The sequence below is a fragment of the Alteromonas sp. KUL106 genome (assembly GCF_009811415.1).
Classification (GTDB): Bacteria; Pseudomonadota; Gammaproteobacteria; order Enterobacterales; family Alteromonadaceae; genus Alteromonas.
Window position 1 is genome coordinate 49,555 of record NZ_BLIG01000041.1, and the last position, 16,120, is coordinate 65,674.

Annotated in this window: 12 protein-coding genes; 5 read left to right on the forward strand and 7 right to left on the reverse strand. The window is 43.6% G+C overall.

From position 1 onward, the window contains the following. Window positions 1–65 precede the first annotated feature (65 nt). Entirely contained in the window at window positions 66–485 is a 420-nt protein-coding gene (locus GVO63_RS14600) for a CBS domain-containing protein (protein WP_159580850.1), read from the reverse strand. A gap of 113 nt (window positions 486–598) precedes the next feature. After that, window positions 599–1,096, reverse strand: a complete 498-nt coding sequence (locus tag GVO63_RS14605) for a M48 family metallopeptidase (RefSeq protein WP_159494401.1) — start codon at window positions 1,094–1,096, stop codon at window positions 599–601. Window positions 1,097–1,312: 216 nt separating this feature from the next. On the opposite strand from GVO63_RS14605, the gene GVO63_RS14610 reads away from it, so the two are divergent. From GVO63_RS14610 to GVO63_RS14620, 3 genes are read left to right on the forward strand one after another with little or no spacing between them, the layout of a single operon-like run. Next, entirely contained in the window at window positions 1,313–2,557 is a 1,245-nt protein-coding gene (locus tag GVO63_RS14610; RefSeq protein ID WP_159580852.1) for a hypothetical protein, read from the forward strand. A gap of 10 nt (window positions 2,558–2,567) precedes the next feature. After that, entirely contained in the window at window positions 2,568–3,011 is a 444-nt protein-coding gene (locus tag GVO63_RS14615) for a hypothetical protein (RefSeq protein ID WP_159494399.1), read from the forward strand. After that, entirely contained in the window at window positions 3,004–4,608 is a 1,605-nt protein-coding gene (locus GVO63_RS14620; RefSeq protein ID WP_159580854.1) for a sensor domain-containing diguanylate cyclase, read from the forward strand. The genes GVO63_RS14615 and GVO63_RS14620 overlap by 8 nt, the downstream gene beginning before the upstream one ends. Before the next feature lie 20 nt (window positions 4,609–4,628). Here GVO63_RS14620 and GVO63_RS14625 read toward each other — a convergent pair whose 3' ends face one another. Continuing rightward, complete coding sequence (locus GVO63_RS14625) at window positions 4,629–5,240, reverse strand: cytochrome b (protein WP_236552163.1); 612 nt, start codon at window positions 5,238–5,240, stop codon at window positions 4,629–4,631. Between the two features lie 444 nt (window positions 5,241–5,684). Here GVO63_RS14625 and asd point away from each other — a divergent pair, with 444 nt between their 5' ends. Next, the gene (gene asd, locus GVO63_RS14630) at window positions 5,685–6,809 is read left to right on the forward strand and encodes an aspartate-semialdehyde dehydrogenase (RefSeq protein ID WP_159580856.1); all 1,125 of its coding nucleotides are present in this window, start codon (window positions 5,685–5,687) and stop codon (window positions 6,807–6,809) included. A 124-nt stretch (window positions 6,810–6,933) separates the two neighbouring features. Here asd and GVO63_RS14635 read toward each other — a convergent pair whose 3' ends face one another. Next, the gene (locus GVO63_RS14635) at window positions 6,934–7,293 is read right to left on the reverse strand and encodes a VOC family protein (protein ID WP_159494396.1); all 360 of its coding nucleotides are present in this window, start codon (window positions 7,291–7,293) and stop codon (window positions 6,934–6,936) included. Window positions 7,294–7,489: 196 nt separating this feature from the next. On the opposite strand from GVO63_RS14635, the gene GVO63_RS14640 reads away from it, so the two are divergent. Beyond that, on the forward strand, window positions 7,490–9,931 hold the full coding sequence (locus tag GVO63_RS14640) for an ATP-binding protein (protein WP_236552164.1): 2,442 nt from the start codon (window positions 7,490–7,492) through the stop codon (window positions 9,929–9,931). Window positions 9,932–10,002: 71 nt separating this feature from the next. Here GVO63_RS14640 and GVO63_RS14645 read toward each other — a convergent pair whose 3' ends face one another. From GVO63_RS14645 to GVO63_RS14655, 3 genes are all read right to left on the reverse strand, one after another. Then, window positions 10,003–11,169: a porin gene (locus GVO63_RS14645; protein WP_236552165.1), complete on the reverse strand. Its 1,167-nt coding sequence runs from the start codon at window positions 11,167–11,169 to the stop codon at window positions 10,003–10,005. A 192-nt stretch (window positions 11,170–11,361) separates the two neighbouring features. Next, window positions 11,362–12,393, reverse strand: a complete 1,032-nt coding sequence (locus tag GVO63_RS14650; protein ID WP_159580860.1) for a 2-dehydropantoate 2-reductase — start codon at window positions 12,391–12,393, stop codon at window positions 11,362–11,364. A gap of 156 nt (window positions 12,394–12,549) precedes the next feature. Continuing rightward, a partial coding sequence (locus GVO63_RS14655) for an Ig-like domain-containing protein (protein WP_159580862.1) occupies window positions 12,550–16,120 on the reverse strand: 3,571 nt, incomplete at its 5' end.

Here is a 16,120-nt window from a genome sequence, read left to right on the forward strand (position 1 = left end):
ATCCCTGACAGAGAGGCTAAAGCCTTCAAAAGGCTTGTCACCGTTTTTGATTTACGTGTGCTTACCTAACGTTTTGCCTCTACCCTACTTTGCATGAACTTCATCACATCGCGCCACGACACCATGCCGACTGGGTGCCTCTTGTCATTAATGATCGGTATACAAGAAATTTTGTGAGTGTTGAATAGCTCGATAGCGGAAAATACAGAATCTGTTGGGTTTAACGTAATCACTTCGCGGGTCATAATTTGATGCGCGCGCTTATCCAATGTTGCCCGGTCTAGCATACGCTCGCTTAAAGTGTCGACAAAAGGACTGACGGACTTCATTAAATCTCTATCAGATATAATGCCCTGCAGCTTATTGTCATGAACCACGACCAGATGATGAAAACCTGTTGCTGCAAAGAGTTCACGTAACGACTGTAAACTGTCATCCATGTGCACGCTAACCACCCGTGTAGACATAATTTTCGCAATGCTCATCAACGCTCCTTTTTCACGTAAAAACCCTATCTTGCTGTAAAAGTATCACTTTTGTGTTAAGCGGCAACCATAGCATAGCCCATCTCGAGCAACGTGCAGTTTGCACCGTTGCGCTAAACGTATGGGTTTTCACCCATAGCAACGGCCACGCAGAATAACCGCAAGTCTAGCTCAAGTTGATGGTAATCAGGTTCCATATAGCAACAAAGTTTATAGAACGCTTTATTGTGGTCTTTTTCTTTAAAGTGGGCTAATTCATGCACTACCAGCGCTTTCAACAAAGGTTCGGGCGCGTAAAGTAAGTCGTTATTGATGGCCAAATCATGTTTTCGCGTTTTCCCCTGCATACGGTATGTATGCGTACCCAGTGCGTTCGTTATCATATCGCCTTGCTTTTTAAACGCGGCCCGCCCAAACGGTGGGGCATTTTTCAAATACCTTTTTTTTAAGTCGGTCGCATATTGATAAAGCAATTTGTCGGTGGTTATGTCATGAGCTTCAGGGTATTTTTTTAACAAATAGGTTTTTAGCCGGTTGTCTGAAATGAGCTGTAGCGCTTGCTCCACAATCTTTGCGGGGTAGCCATTAAAATAACGAGCATATTCGTTCACGTTTTATTTCTCCCTTACCGCAGGCAAGTATAAAGCATTTGAACGCTGTGGACAGCGCAGCCTCATCACAGCGGGCTTTTTAACAACGTTTTTAAATACAAAACGTTATTTTTTCAGTGAATTCTTCGTTTCTTTACTAAGCTTGTACTAAAATAAAATTGTCATGACGCCACGTTTTCGGCAACAATGTACATTGACTTCGGACAAGGTTAAAACATGATGAAAAAGCCGTACATGTTCTTCACGGCAATGGTAAGTCTCCTATGGGCTAACGGCACGTCAGCTGAACAAAATAGACTAAACATTAGCGGTTTTGGCACATTGGCATCGGCCACTGCCGACACCCGCACTTATCAATTTCGTACCGACCGTTCACAAGCTGAGTTTGCCAAAAAGGACGGTTTTGCGTTTAAACCCTTGAGTTTAATCGGCGTACAGCTTGATTACAGCCTGTCGAACGATCTCGATTTTGTAGGGCAATTTGTTTATCGCGAGCAAGATGAACAAAATATCAACTCGATAACTCAAATGGCCTTTCTCAGGTACGGCATTACCCCATCATGGCAAGTAAGAGCGGGCAGGCTCGCCGCCGATATTTTTCACTTCAGTGATACCAGAGACGTTTCTATTGCCTATCCGTGGGTGAAAGTGCCCACTGAAGTTTATGGCATTGTACCTGCTCGAAGCTTCGACGGTGCCGACATTAGCTACACGACGCGCTTTCGCGATTTTAACTTATTAGTCAAAGGCTTCTGGGGAAGTGGCGAAAGCGATTTTACCAGTGCAGATTATAGCCCCATTACGTTTAACGACTTACGCTCCATAGGCGTTGAGTTCGTCGCTTTTGATTGGAGTATTGCCCTAAAACACACGCAGACAGAAGCTAAAAATGACAATGCTGACTCAGCTTTTGTTTCCTCTTCGGTGGCGCAGTTACAGCCTTTCTGGAGTGGCGCTACCGCGTTTGCCAATTCTTTAAGCTTACGCGGTGCGAACATTCAATACACGTCTGTGTACGTTAACCGTTTCTTAGGTGATTGGGAGCTCTCTTCAGAGCTATCGCATATTGATTCAGATTCAATTGCCCTAAGACATTCTTTTAATGGCTTTATCAATTTAAGCTATCTTTATGGTGCTCACACCTTCTACGCACTTTATTCTTTTGCCGAAACAGATGACTACTTCCTCAGTGAAGCACAGCCCGATTTTCCTATTAATCCCAATACCGCCGAATTAGCTATTTTTGTAGAAGAAGTGGCCAGCACGCTGGCCCATCGCCAACGGTCATTATCGGTTGGCTGGCGTTGGGATCTAAAAGAAAACCTGGCGTTTAAAGCACAAATCGAACGGACTGACGTTAAAGCAAGAGGTACTGGCCTTCGAGCACGCGACGGCTTGGTCGTTGACGATGAAGACGGCGTAGCGCACACCCTATTCCTCGCTTTAAGCTTTAGTTTTTAAGAAGGTGAGCATGATATTGTTGAAACGCTTACCGTTAATCGTCACCTTAGGATTGCTAATACATGGCTTTACTTTTGTTGCATATGCGCAAGAGAAAATTGTCGTTGTAACGAATCGCAACAATGATGTGCAGGCAATGGATAAGAAAGGACTAATCGACCTCTTTATGGGTAAATACTCAGCGTTTCCTAACGGGAAAGAAGCGACCCCTATCGATGTAGAGTTAGAGGGTGAGCTCAAAAGTCAGTTTTATCAATCTTTGGTCGGGCTTCCTCTTGCAAGGGTAAATGCCTATTGGTCACGGCTCAAGTTCTCGGGGCGGGTGAAGCCTCCTGCTATAGAGCAAACCATCGATGACATTAAGCTGCGTCTTGAAGAAGATGAATCAGCGCTGGCGTATGTGTATGAATCATATGTGACCGATAACATGAAGGTAGTATTTCGTTTTGATTAATGTTCGGGGTCTAGGTTTTCGCTTCTTTCTGTTTCTCGTTGTAGCTGCCATGATAGTGGTGCTTGTCACCGCGGAATTTTTTTATAGAGCTACCTATGAAAACGAAATCAACGAAGCCAACAATGATATAGAAGAGCTTTATCAAACCGTTGGTGCAACAGCATCGATTGCAGCATTTTTAGAAGATGAAGATTTAGCCAAAGAAGCTATCAACGGCTTAGTTAAAACCAAAAAGATTCTTGCTGCCTCTATAAAAAGTGAAGCTCTCTATTATCAAGCGAATGTGACAGAAGCGATAAACAAAGACACCGAACCTCGAATATTTGTGGTCAGGCACCCCTTCATGCCGGAAGAGTCACTTGCTGAGGTGAAAGTGTACCCAAACTTCGAATACATCATTCAACAAGCAGATAAAATCAGTACCGACAATAGTTACTCACTCTATGTTGAGGCACTCGTCGTCGGCATCGTTGCTTTATTTATCACTTACTACATTATTATTTCGCCCATGTTACGTGTAGGGCGTTCACTGCACAAAATAACGCCAGGAACAAAAGAGCGAATTGATATTCCCGACTACCACGCGCAAAGTGAAATCGGCGCATTGGTACAAGACACCAACGAGCTATTAAACAAGGTTGAAGAACAATTCACTCAAGAGCGCCAGCTAAGAGAAGAAATAGAGTTCCTAGAAAAACGCTTCAGGATGCTGTTTGAAAATGCCAAAACAGCCACGGTGTTAATGGCAGAAAACGGCATTATTGAACTTCGAAATAATGCCTTTAACGATCTAGTGGAAAAAATTGGTCTGGGAGTAAAACAGGGCTACGGTGAACTGTTAGACGAACTATTTGAAACGCCCGACGCAATGAAATCAGCGCTAAAGGAAGCATTTGCACGCAACGAGTTCGCTACGGGAGAATACAAGCTGAAAAGTAGCGCAAATGATAGTGCTATCTGGGTTCAGCTTATAGCCAGCCCCTTGTTAACAGAAGACGGTGAGCGTTATTATCAACTCGCACTAAATGACATTTCAAGTCGTAGGCAAGAGCTTCAGAAGCTTGCTCTGCAAGCAGATTTCGACGCGTTGACGGGCATCTATAATCGAAACGGCGGTGAAAAGCTTATTACTAAACTGATGAAAAAAGAACATCAGTTCGCGTTAACGCTTATCGACCTTAACGGCTTTAAAGCGGTCAATGATATATACGGGCATGATGCGGGTGATGAGGTGCTCATTTTTGTTGCAGAACAGCTAAAAGAAAAAATACGTAAGAATGATGTTGCTATTCGCTGGGGCGGTGATGAATTTGTACTGCTTCTTCAAGCTGATGACGAAGAATCTGTTAAAAGCGTTATAGAAAAAGTAAACACTGGTGTTAAACAGCCTTTTTATTTCAACAACGACACCAAGCCTACTGTGGTTTCAATGAGCGTAGGTGTGGCATTTTATCCGCAAACAAGCTGTAATTTGCATGCGCTGATAAAATCAGCTGACATTGCTATGTATAAAGCAAAGCAGAACAAGATAGCCGCACCTGACGACTACCTTTTTTTCGCTGCGCCCGAGATCATTGATACCGAAAGAAACCAGTAAAGCTTACTCGATTTTTTGCCCTACTCGCTGATCGATTTACCCAACATACGCTTTAACGTTCCATCTTTATCAACGATATGATGCTTAAACGCGCCAGCGATATGTAGCAATAAAGCAACAATTACAGTGTAACTAAGATAAAAGTGAATAGCGCCACCGAGCTTCGACAGCTCATAATTGATTGGTAACGTTTTTTCTGGATCATCTACGCTAAAGTTTTGGGCAAACACTTCCACCCCGAATACAGATAAACCATGACCACCAAGTACCGATGACATTAACCCAGAAATAGGCATTAACAGAGTTGCAGTGATTAACACCCAATGTACAGCTGAGGCCAGCTTGTGCTCTATTGGTTTGTAGTTAGCTGCAGCGCTTGGCCATCCGTTCTTTATACGCCAAATCACGCGCGCTAGCGCAACAAATAAGACGAGGAAGCCAATGGCTTTATGCCAAGGGTACAGTGCGTACACACCGTTTTCCGACATGTAGATACCTGTTGCCAGTAACCCAATAATGGTTAGCCCCACCAACCAGTGTAAAAATACCGTAGTGGTAGCAAATTTGTTATGACTGTCGTATTGCATACTTTCCTCATTTTCCGTATTCATGCTAAGAACTACGTTTTCCATTAAGCGTATCTCAACATTTTACAACGCCTCTCACATTGTGAGGTATTTTCCTAAAAATAATGAAGCAAGTTTGAGACCGCTTTTACGAAATTAATCCAGTTTCGTTAGAGCTATATCAATCTGCACAGATAGAGAAAAACACCAGCGTCGTGGGTAAGTGTGGTTAAACGATCTGTTTTCGTTTCCATCGTGTTCAAAATGCTTATATCTGCGATAGATAATTTATAAAAACCATCTAGCCAGCGCGATAAATAACACTTAGACTGCGAGGACAAAAATAAAAACGACAGGTATTGCGCCGACACATGTACAAACGGCGCTCGACATCACTTTTATGCTTCTCAATACACGCGCCAAATAACGAATGGATCTGTGTATTGAATAATTGCAAAAAGCATAGGTGATAACGTACTTTTCATTTTAGTAACAAGGGTTCTCAATTTAATGTCACAACAAAAAGTAGGTTTAGTGGGCTGGCGCGGTATGGTTGGCTCAGTATTAATGCAGCGCATGCAAGAAGAGCAAGATTTCGCGCACATTGAGCCCACCTTTTTCACTACCTCTCAAAAAGGGAGTGCAGCGCCAGATTTTGCTGGCAAAAATGCTGGTGTTCTAGAAGATGCGCACGACATCGAAGCACTCTCTAAACAAGATATCATTATTACCTGTCAGGGCGGCGACTACACAAAAGCAGTGTACAACGATTTAAGAGCCACTGGCTGGAACGGTTACTGGATTGACGCTGCGTCGGCGCTTCGCATGAAAGACGACGCAGTAATTATTTTAGACCCTGTTAACCGCAAAGAAATTGATAAAGGCATTGAAAAAGGCATTCGCACCTACGTAGGTGGAAACTGCACAGTTTCACTAATGCTGCTCGCTTTAGGTGGCCTGTTTGAGAAAGACTTGGTTGAATGGGCTTCCCCCATGACGTATCAAGCCGCTTCAGGCTCAGGTGCAAAGCACATGCGCGAGCTTATTAGTCAAATGGGCGCAATTCACAGTAATGTGAAAGAGAAGGTTGAAGATCCTGCTACCGCGATTTTAGAGATTGATCAGCAAGTATCTGAGTTTATCCGAAGCGAAGACTACCCGAGCGAACAGTTCGGTGTACCTCTAGCGGGTAGTTTGATTCCCTATATCGACTCACAATTACCTTCGGGTCAAAGCCGTGAAGAGTGGAAAGCCCAAGCGGAAGCCAACAAAATTCTTGGTATTAAAGGCGGTGAAGTACCTATCGACGGTATCTGTGTGCGTGTCGGCGCCATGCGCTGCCATAGCCAAGCTATAACGCTTAAACTTAAGAAAGATTTACCGCTAGCTGAAATCGAAGACATTCTTGCTAAGCACAACGATTGGGTAAAAGTTATCCCTAACGATCGCGACGCCACCATGCAAGAACTTACGCCAGCAAAAGTAACAGGTACGCTGTCTATTCCCGTAGGTCGTATCCGCAAGCTCAACATGGGCCCGGAGTATATTTCGGCGTTCACCGTGGGTGACCAGCTACTGTGGGGCGCTGCAGAACCACTTCGCAGAATGCTGCGTATCGTGCTTGAGCAGAACTAACGGCTAGCCTTCAGCTAACCAAATAGAAATGAAAAACGCCTTGCTGTGATATCACAGCAAGGCGTTTTTTTACCTAGCATGATTCAAAGCCACCGCGTCTATTCGTTGTGATAATTCAAGGACGCTACTTTGCTGACTCAGACCAAACAGCAAGTTCATTGCCGCCAGGCTCGACAAAATGAAAGCGACAACCGCCAGGGAAATCAAACAGCGGCTTAGTAATTGTTCCCCCCGCATGTTCTACACATTGTTGGGCTTGAGAAATATTAGTGGCATAAAGTACTAATAAAGGGGCTCCACCTTGTGCCGTTAACACGCGCTCAGACGCAAAAATGCCCCCCTCCAAGCCCGCGTTGCTAAAAGCACTGTATTCACTTCCGTAATCGATAAAATGCCAGCCGAACGCGTTTTCGAAAAACGCTTTTGAAAGGCCGATATCTAAAGATGCAAACTCAACGTAATTCAGCTTAGTGCTTTCTTGCATTTTGCTTTTCCTTAATGTGCGCATTTAGCTTCAACAAGGTTAGACTTATTGACTAATTTATAATCTATCTTAATCGTTTAAACTTACAAGTGTGTTTGTAAAAGAGATACCTCCGCTTGGTCCGTTTTTTCCGTTCGACATTTTTATGCGTTTTAGCATTAATTTTCACTGCCATTCATGCAAAGGCGTCGATCGAGTGGACGAGATCAGAATTCAAGTAGAAACCGCATCGCCAATGCCGATAGGCGCTGCGATTGATGAATTAGAAACACTTTTGTTGTCGGATACGTTACATGTTGAGGAGAAAAAAGCTGTTGCGGCGTTGTATGTTCGCTATCAACTTTTAATCCACCAGAAACCCAATGATAATGTCTTACGCGAATTACAACAATTAGAAGATAGCTCCAGAAACGGCCTCATTATTTCTATAGGAATAGCGAGAATGTATGGCATAAGCGCCAACTACACTGAAGCTTATAAACGTTTTGACGCGACAATTTCTACTCCAGATATTCCCGCTGACATACAAGCTTACGCCCTCATCTATCAAATTCTTACTTACAGTGAAGGGCAGGTTTTTGCACCCAATGCAGAACTTATTAACGCAGTTAATGATTTGCTTATTACCCACGACCTTACTCTTTTGAGGCCTCTCTACGACTCTATCGTAGCAGATTACTATCAGTCAGTGAGCGCATACGACCTTGCTTTGAGCTTTTATGAAAAGTCACTCCGGGGCGCGCAAGCGACCAACCAACGAATCCTAGAGAGCGATAATCTTTACGCTATCGGTATTTTATATCGAAATTTAGGTGAGTATGACAAAGCCATTAGTTACTTTGAGCGCGCTATTGAGCACGATAAACTGATAGATATTAATTACTCCGAATTTCTGGCCATCTATGGAATAGCAACTACTTACTATCGCGCTGGTGATTTAAGCGAAGCAATAGCGCTCTCTCAAAAGGTACTCGTACACCCCCTTTCCTCTTCGTTCTACAACAGTGAAATTTATCGGTTAAAAGCAGAAGCACATCTTTCCTTAGGTGAACTCGATGAGGCTTATCAATCTCTTGAATTTGCACGTCAACTTTATGATGAAAACAGAGAAGATGAACAAACGACTTGGCGCGCGCAGCTGGAAAAAACAGCTGCGTACATCACCGCAGCAAAAGGCGATTATAAACTCGCGTTCGAGCAGTTTGAGGTGTTTCATGAGGCCTATTTTAAAGCCAAGAAGTACGAAGACCTAGAGCTCATTGAAAGCGCTAACCTTGTCCAACAGATTACTCAAGAGAAAGAAAGAGCGAACGTACTTGAGAATGAAAACAAAGCGTTTGAAGAAGCTCTGCGGTTAAAAAATGAGGCTCAGCAGACACAAAAGCTGTTTTCAATGTTATTGGCGATCTTGGTGGCGTTGACGATGGTGGCCATTATCGTCATTTTGATATTGCTCAGAAAATCAAGACAAGCAAACGCACTATACTTAACGGCAAAAGAAAAAGCGGAACTACATAGCCGTTTAAAGTCAGAATTTATATCAAATATTAGCCATGAAATACGCACGCCTTTAAACGCGATAATCGGCTTTGGACAAACGGTCGCTCAACACGCTAATAATGGGCAAACGAAAGATCTTACAAAGAAAATTGTCTCCGCATCAGAAATGCTTCTACAGCTTATCAACGACTTACTAGACTTTTCAAAAATAGAGGCCGGCAAGCTGACGCTGGCTATCGGGCCGCACAACGTAGCATCAAGCTTGCGTTCACTGATTGATATCTTTTCAGACCAAGCGCAGCGTAAAGGCTTACATCTCGCATTAAATATTGACAAAGATCTTGTTAATGAGCTGATGTTTGATGAGCTTAGATTTAAGCAGATTATGGCTAACTTGATAAGCAACGCCATTAAATTTTCGCAGGAAGGCACTGTCGAAGTGGGTATTCGTGTCACTGAGGCATGCAACAGTCACTATGCACTTCATTGCTGGGTTAAAGATAACGGCATTGGTATTTCTAAAGAAAACCAAGCCAAACTATTTACCCCCTTTACTCAGGCAGAAAGTTCAATAGCGCGAAAATATGGCGGAACTGGACTTGGACTAAATATCGCCAATAATTTACTCAAATTAATGGGCTCTTCATTAACGGTTGATAGTGAAGTTAATAAGGGAGCAACATTTTCATTTGATGTGACGTTCGCTATTGCCGCTGATGCTGAAAGTATCGCGCCTAGCGTTGCCAATTTGGGCTCTCAAGGTTTGCTCGCTGGGAAGCGAGTTTTACTTGCTGAAGACAATGACATCAATGTGGAAGTAATAAAGGCGTTATTAGGAGAATTTAAGTTGGATTTACATCATGTATCGAATGGTCAAGAAGCCATAGATGCTTTGGTAAACCAAAGGTTCGACTTAGTATTGATGGATATTCAAATGCCACAGGTTGACGGAATAAGTGCCACGCGACACATTCGACAAACACTTAAAATTGAAACGCCAATCATAGCGTTAACCGCCAACGCAATGCAGCAAGATATTGACGAATGCGCAGCCGCAGGCATGGATGCTCACATTGGTAAACCGGTGGATAAGGCTAAATTAATAGATACACTTCATGCTTTTCTTTGCAACAGCTAACGGCTGTTGATTTTTACTGTAAAACAACTTCAAAACGTTGAGCGCTAATAGCATTGGCTCATTAGACATTGTTAAAAACTGACATCCCACTGTAAAGAATAGACGGTGCTGTCTCCTGCTTCAGTACCAATCTGTTCGAGTGAGACTCTGCTTACCTCTGCGGTAAGTTTGTTATCGTGCCCATTGAAAAACCAGTTCATCGCTAGCGTTTTTTCATAGAAGCTTTCGTCTTTATCTCTTGAATTTGGTGAATAGGTCGCATAGCGCGCTGCCACCTCCAAAGGTTTGGGCCACCAGCTTATCGTTTCACTTAAGAAGTACCCTGCCTGTACGTAGTATCCACGCATTGTCGTTTTATGGTGGCTCTTCTGTCTATCTACAATTTCTTTTTCATGATATTCCGCTTGGGCATTAAAACCTTCATAAAAATAGGCGCCATCCACTACAAACTGCTCAATATGGTATTGTGATTCAAATTCGCCTTGCGAAAAGCCAGTGAGGTTCCCCGCGCCTGACGACGAGAAACGCGTAAACTGACTTTTAAACTTAGCCCCTGCCATAGCAATGGCGGCTTTAGGCGCAACAGAACGCTCAATATCGCTATTATCAAAAGCGACTTTCTCGCCGAGAAGATTCCACTGAAACCGCCCAGCATACATCGCTTCGCCATCGTGGTTACTATAATCACCGCGGCCTGAACCATTGAACACGCCCATCCAGTAATTGAAGTTAGCGGCACCACCACTGTCGACATGACCGTAAATTGATGCGCCCATTTGTCTGTCTAAAGTGAATATTCTGTTAACTATAGAGCGATCCATCATTTGTTGGCCTCCGCTGCTGACGCTGCGTTCTCTGGAGTATTCCACTTTCCACTGGCCTAGCTTAAAACGAAGGGCGTCATACTTTTCTATTGCTACAGTAGCGGTAAGCGTACGCTGTTCGACCGCATCATATTCCACACCGAATTTAATCCATGACATACCAAGATGGCCATCTAGCTTGACGCGAGCCCTGTTAACACCAAATTGATTGCCAGAATCATGGTAAAAATCAGCAAGTTCAGTGGGCTGACTCGCTCCTGGATTAGCGTAGCGAAACTGAATTCGACCGCGGACGCGAAGAGAAAACGTGTTGTGGTTATTTTGAAAGGTTAAGCCTTTTCCTTGGTATGCGGGAAACGTGGCGTCAGGCACAGAATAGGTTTCAACCTCCGACGCAAAACTGACAGAGGACAAAAATAGCGCAAGAATAGCGCTACAGAGAAGGGCAAAGGAAAAACAGATTTGAGAAAGCAAAGCACATTTAAAAAAAGGAAATTTGTGCGCAGGATATATACTTTAGTATGAGAATCAAGGGTATTGACATAAAAATGTCATAAAACTGTAATATTTGCGCCCCACCAAAAAACGTTCACTTGATCGCCTTCTTTATATTGGTAACAGGGCATTAGCAGGTAACTGAGGACTTCCCTTCTGCGCCTGCTCGCACTGCTTCACCAGCTGAACTATATGAGCGTTAATAGGTGTGGCTATATTATTTTTTTCGCCCAGTTTTACTATCTCACCGTTTAAATAATCAATTTCAGTTCGTCTTCCTAGTACTAAATCTTCATACATTGAAGAGCGTGCTTCGGGGTCTATTTTTAACGTTGATGCGGCAACCATATTGAATAAAAAATTGGGTAGCTTCATGATTGTCGGCATAAGTTTGGGTATGACTTTCCCCGTTTTAGCGGGTGAAATTCCTTCGGCGTTAAGTACGGCTAACGCCTCGGATAGTACCTTTGCCATTACGAGCCTGTATTCTCTATCGCCTAACTGTGACTTTAGCGGTATTCCCGACAATGCATTAACGGCGTTATTCAGATTCATAATGAGTTTGCCGTACTGAACGCCAGTCATATCGTTGTATACCGTTACAGGGAGCGAAGCATTTTCAAGTACTTCAATCAGGTCTACGCATCGATTATCTGGGTCTTCAAGCGCTATATTACCTTCTGTCCCACAATGAAAGTGGCCGTGACCTTTATAAAACACATTAAAAGGCACCATCCCTGCAATAACCGTCTGTTTAAGGTGCTTACGAAGCGCATGCGCGTTACTCACGCCGTTTTGAAGGCTTATGACAACAGCAGAGGATTTGGCCCGCAACTTAATAATATCTGCCGCCTGCTCTGTGTCTTGACTCTTTACGCACAATAATATGACATCAGCGTCGTCCAATGCCATATTTTGTGTGGAGAACCGAACGTTATCAGCACGTATCGTTTGAGCTCTTCCTCTCCAATCTGTAACCATAAGGCCTTGTTCGCTGATATCATGCTGTAAACGCGCTCTTCCGATAAAGGTCAACTGGAGCGTGTGTTCGCTGCTGCTAAACAGCATACAGCCACCAACATAACAACCAATACTTCCCGCACCTAGTACGACAACCTTTAAAGCACGTTTACTTTCCAGCATCTTTTTACCCTTGTTTGCGTGCCCTCGCGCAAAGGCGCCTTCGAACACACTGATAGTGTAAGGTCAATAACACTCACAAAAATAACACTTTACTGACAAGCAATCTATTGCTGAAAGATATACCCATGACGCTCCGCTAGCGTACTGCTTTCATTGTTATTGGAAAGGAAAATATCGCAAGCTTAACGATAAGTTTGTTACATCTTGGGTTTGTAGTTCACGAAAATCATATTCTAAACGCCATACCAACGATTCGCTTTGAACATAACTTACACCTATGCCATAGACCCAATCGTTCTCACTATCGGATGCTCTGCCTCGAACACCATTTTCGGTTGTAACGTAGTCTCTGTCCCATTGCGAATATCCTAAACGCACATCAAATTTGAATTGGGAAGATAGCGGTATACTAAAAATAGCACTTAGTATTTGTCCTTCAGCAGTTTGAGGGTAGACCTCTTCTGCGGCATCAAAAAAACGCGTTAAGTCCTCACTCAGCACGCTACCAGTAAAAGACACATTGCGTTCACCAAGGTCTTGATAACCGTAAGTAATCGCAAAATAAGTGTTAAATTGGTAACCAATATTAACGCTATAGCTCATATCGTCGTTTTTAATGGCGACGCTTTGCGCTTCAATGCCCGCTACTTGATACGCCTTATCTAAGTCTGAAGTCGATACATCAGTTTCAGACAAGCCAACGCTTCCTTCCATAAACCATCCAAGCGGCCAGTCTTCGTTTTCTTTCGCTTCTGATCCCTGTTGGTTACGCTCAGTCCCCTGCCTTTCTTGATTGGCATAGGTGTATGTGGACATGAAAAAAAGTACAAAAATTGCGATGACTTTTCGCATCGACAGTCTCCTAATTAATGTCATAAAGGCTAGCCCCAGAATGCTCCAACAGCTCCACGCCCCTCCTGAAGATTCTGTAACCGCAATAACCTCAACAACCTGTTTTACCGTAATGGTGAAACGCGCTGTAGTTTGGTTGCCGGCAGTATCTTGTAACGTATAGTCAATAGTTGCGGTTCCGAAGAAGTCACAACTGGGGGTAAACATTAAGTCGCCATTGTTGAGTATTGTCACCACGCCATGTTGAGATGCCGCTTCAATGACACTTACTACATCGTTTTCGGGATCTGTAGCCACACTTAACACATCTACCAACGCTGAGTCGTCGCATTGCCTTAACGCATTATGGATTATCTCACCAGGTATTGGAGCATAATTTGGGGGCAGCACATTTATCGTTACTACACCAAATGAGGTACCGCCATTTCCATCAGATACACCATAAGTAACGCTGCTTATACCTGAAAAATCGGATTGTGGTATGTATGTCATCCAATACCCATTGAGTGCGTAGCCCCCAATTTCTGTAGTCACGGAAGTAATCTCTAATGCATCGTTGTCTTCGTCTGAGATTAATTCGCTTAAATCGACATCCACTTGCTCGTTAAATTCCGTTGTTAAAACGGTATCTTGCGCTATTGGCGCTGCATTGGATGTTTCCCATATACCAACGTAGCCTGGGTCCTCGACGACGCCGTTTACTTGGCCATCATCGTCGTTTGGTCCACCGTCTTCAATTTCAATTTGAACGCACCAATGCCCCTCGACAAGACCCGGCTGCCATCCTTCTGAGCGAGGAGGAGGACAATAGCCAGGCTCACCTGCTACTGACCATAGCGAATTCTTGTCATCCTCTACAAAGTTATTCCACCCCTTAGCCCTGTGATATTTTCGATAAATCGCATTTTTAGGAATTGGATTTTTTTGAGGTAATACGACTGCAATCGATTGTGATTCTTCCGGTAAGCTATGCGCAATAAAATCAAAGATTCCGCCAATGTTACGCGCTTCGCTATCCTTTATTAGACCACCAACATTTCTTTCTACGTCGTTGTCTGAGATAAAAGAACCGCCAAACTCACTTTGTAGTGCAACGCTGCCAATACGTAGACATGCACTGGGGTCGCCTTCAATGAGATAACCGTCCTGCTTAAATTGTTCTTGGTAAAGCACATTACATTCGTCGATTCTGTCCATATAGTCTGGGATACCGTCTTTATCGATATCTTGATAGCCTTCAATGTTGTCAGGAATGTTGTCACCATCACTATCTTCTGCCCCCAGTGCGATAAGCATAGGAATAACGTTTATGAACACAAATTCGTCGTCATCCCCCATGGGCAAGCCGCTATCAGTAACGCGAATACTTACCTTGTAAACACCTGAAGCAAGTGTACTTGGATCAAAATCAAATCTATTCTCTGCCGAACTCAGATTTTCAATTTCACTATCATTGGCAAACCAGGAAATATCGAATGTATCGTTGAGGTTAGGATCGTAGATATCCGCATTAATCGAAACAATACCCCCGCCTTGCGTTACCGTCAGCCTCGATTCATCTGCTTGCTTGACGGTTAGTGTCACCTCAGGCGCTAAATTCCCCTCACTCAACGTGGTTTCATGGATAAATTTAGCCCCTCTGTTGAGTTGGTTATCAAGCGTAATGATTATCGTCTCATCACCTTCCGTAGCAGCATCTTCAAAAGTTTCTGTCTGAATGTAGCCACGAGTGCCTGATTCAATGACGAGAACACCATCAACCAAGTTGTGATCTTGAAGGTCACTGGTACCTGAAATCGTGTAAGCAACTTCTACAGGGTAAGTGGGTGAATCACCATTTAAGAAGACCCCTATTTTTAAGGTTTCACCTTCCACAATGGCTTGATCTTTACCAATGGAAATAAGTGGATCAACACATACCCGCTGGGCGGCCACTGAACGGTTTCCTCTCGCGTCGGTCGCCTGCCAATAAACGACGTTATTACCGGGTGCGAAATGCGTTATGTTGTCTATAACAGAGACTGGAAGAACATTTCCGTACTGATCGTATGCGCGAGCCTCACCGTAATTTACTCGGGTATACAGAGCATTAGCGGCTACTGATAGAGGGCCACATAAATCAGCAGGTACTTCTATAATGGGTAAATCATCCGACAACTCAACATCAACAGCAACATAAAGGGTGGCTGTTGCAACCTGTTGCTGGTCGTCCTCTATTGTGTAGGGGACCATAACTAAACCTTTGAATCCAGACGGAGGAACAAAGAGGATTTCATTATCTACAATTGAAACACTACCAAACGTTGAATAAGCGTAGGTTAGTGTGAGTTGCTCTCCTTCAGGGTCATAATCATTTGCAAGTACATCAATTTGTGCCTGCTCCAACGAACTCAGCGCAAGTTCATCGTTTACCGCAACAGGTGGTAGGTTATCCTGAATCGTATCATTAACTACGATGGTCACAATTCCAGGTTCTGAGCTTAACTCTTCATCACGGGCGATATACTTAAAGCTATCCGTACCATCGAATTCGTCATTTGGAGTGTAGATACAGAATTGGTCATCACAAATTATGGACCCATTGGATGGCTGCACGGTGACTTCATAGTTCAGCCCATCTTCATCTTTGTCCTCACCAATCAATACGATGTCTTTCGGCGTAGCCTCATCAGTAATCACTGAGAAGGACTCAACGGTAGGCGCATCATTAGCAGGTGTAACCGTGATAGTCACTGTGCCAATATCTGAGTCTTCTGTTCCATCATTCACTTTAAACGTGAAAGTATCAGTACCGTAGAAATCAGCATTTGGTGTATAGGTTTGCGATGCTTCACTGCCACTTAACGTGCCGTTGCTTGGCTGGGTAACCACTACG

What these genes read in the sequence shown, in the direction of transcription:
- GVO63_RS14600 (WP_159580850.1), bottom strand. Translation starts at nt 485, where the DNA reads ATGAGCATTGCGAAAATTATGTCTACACGGGTGGTTAGCGTGCACATG.
- GVO63_RS14625 (WP_236552163.1), bottom strand. Translation starts at nt 5,240, where the DNA reads ATGGAAAACGTAGTTCTTAGCATGAATACGGAAAATGAGGAAAGTATG.
- GVO63_RS14610 (WP_159580852.1), top strand. Translation starts at nt 1,313, where the DNA reads ATGATGAAAAAGCCGTACATGTTCTTCACGGCAATGGTAAGTCTCCTA.
- GVO63_RS14635 (WP_159494396.1), bottom strand. Translation starts at nt 7,293, where the DNA reads ATGCAAGAAAGCACTAAGCTGAATTACGTTGAGTTTGCATCTTTAGAT.
- GVO63_RS14650 (WP_159580860.1), bottom strand. Translation starts at nt 12,393, where the DNA reads ATGCTGGAAAGTAAACGTGCTTTAAAGGTTGTCGTACTAGGTGCGGGA.
- asd (WP_159580856.1), top strand. Translation starts at nt 5,685, where the DNA reads ATGTCACAACAAAAAGTAGGTTTAGTGGGCTGGCGCGGTATGGTTGGC.
- GVO63_RS14615 (WP_159494399.1), top strand. Translation starts at nt 2,568, where the DNA reads ATGATATTGTTGAAACGCTTACCGTTAATCGTCACCTTAGGATTGCTA.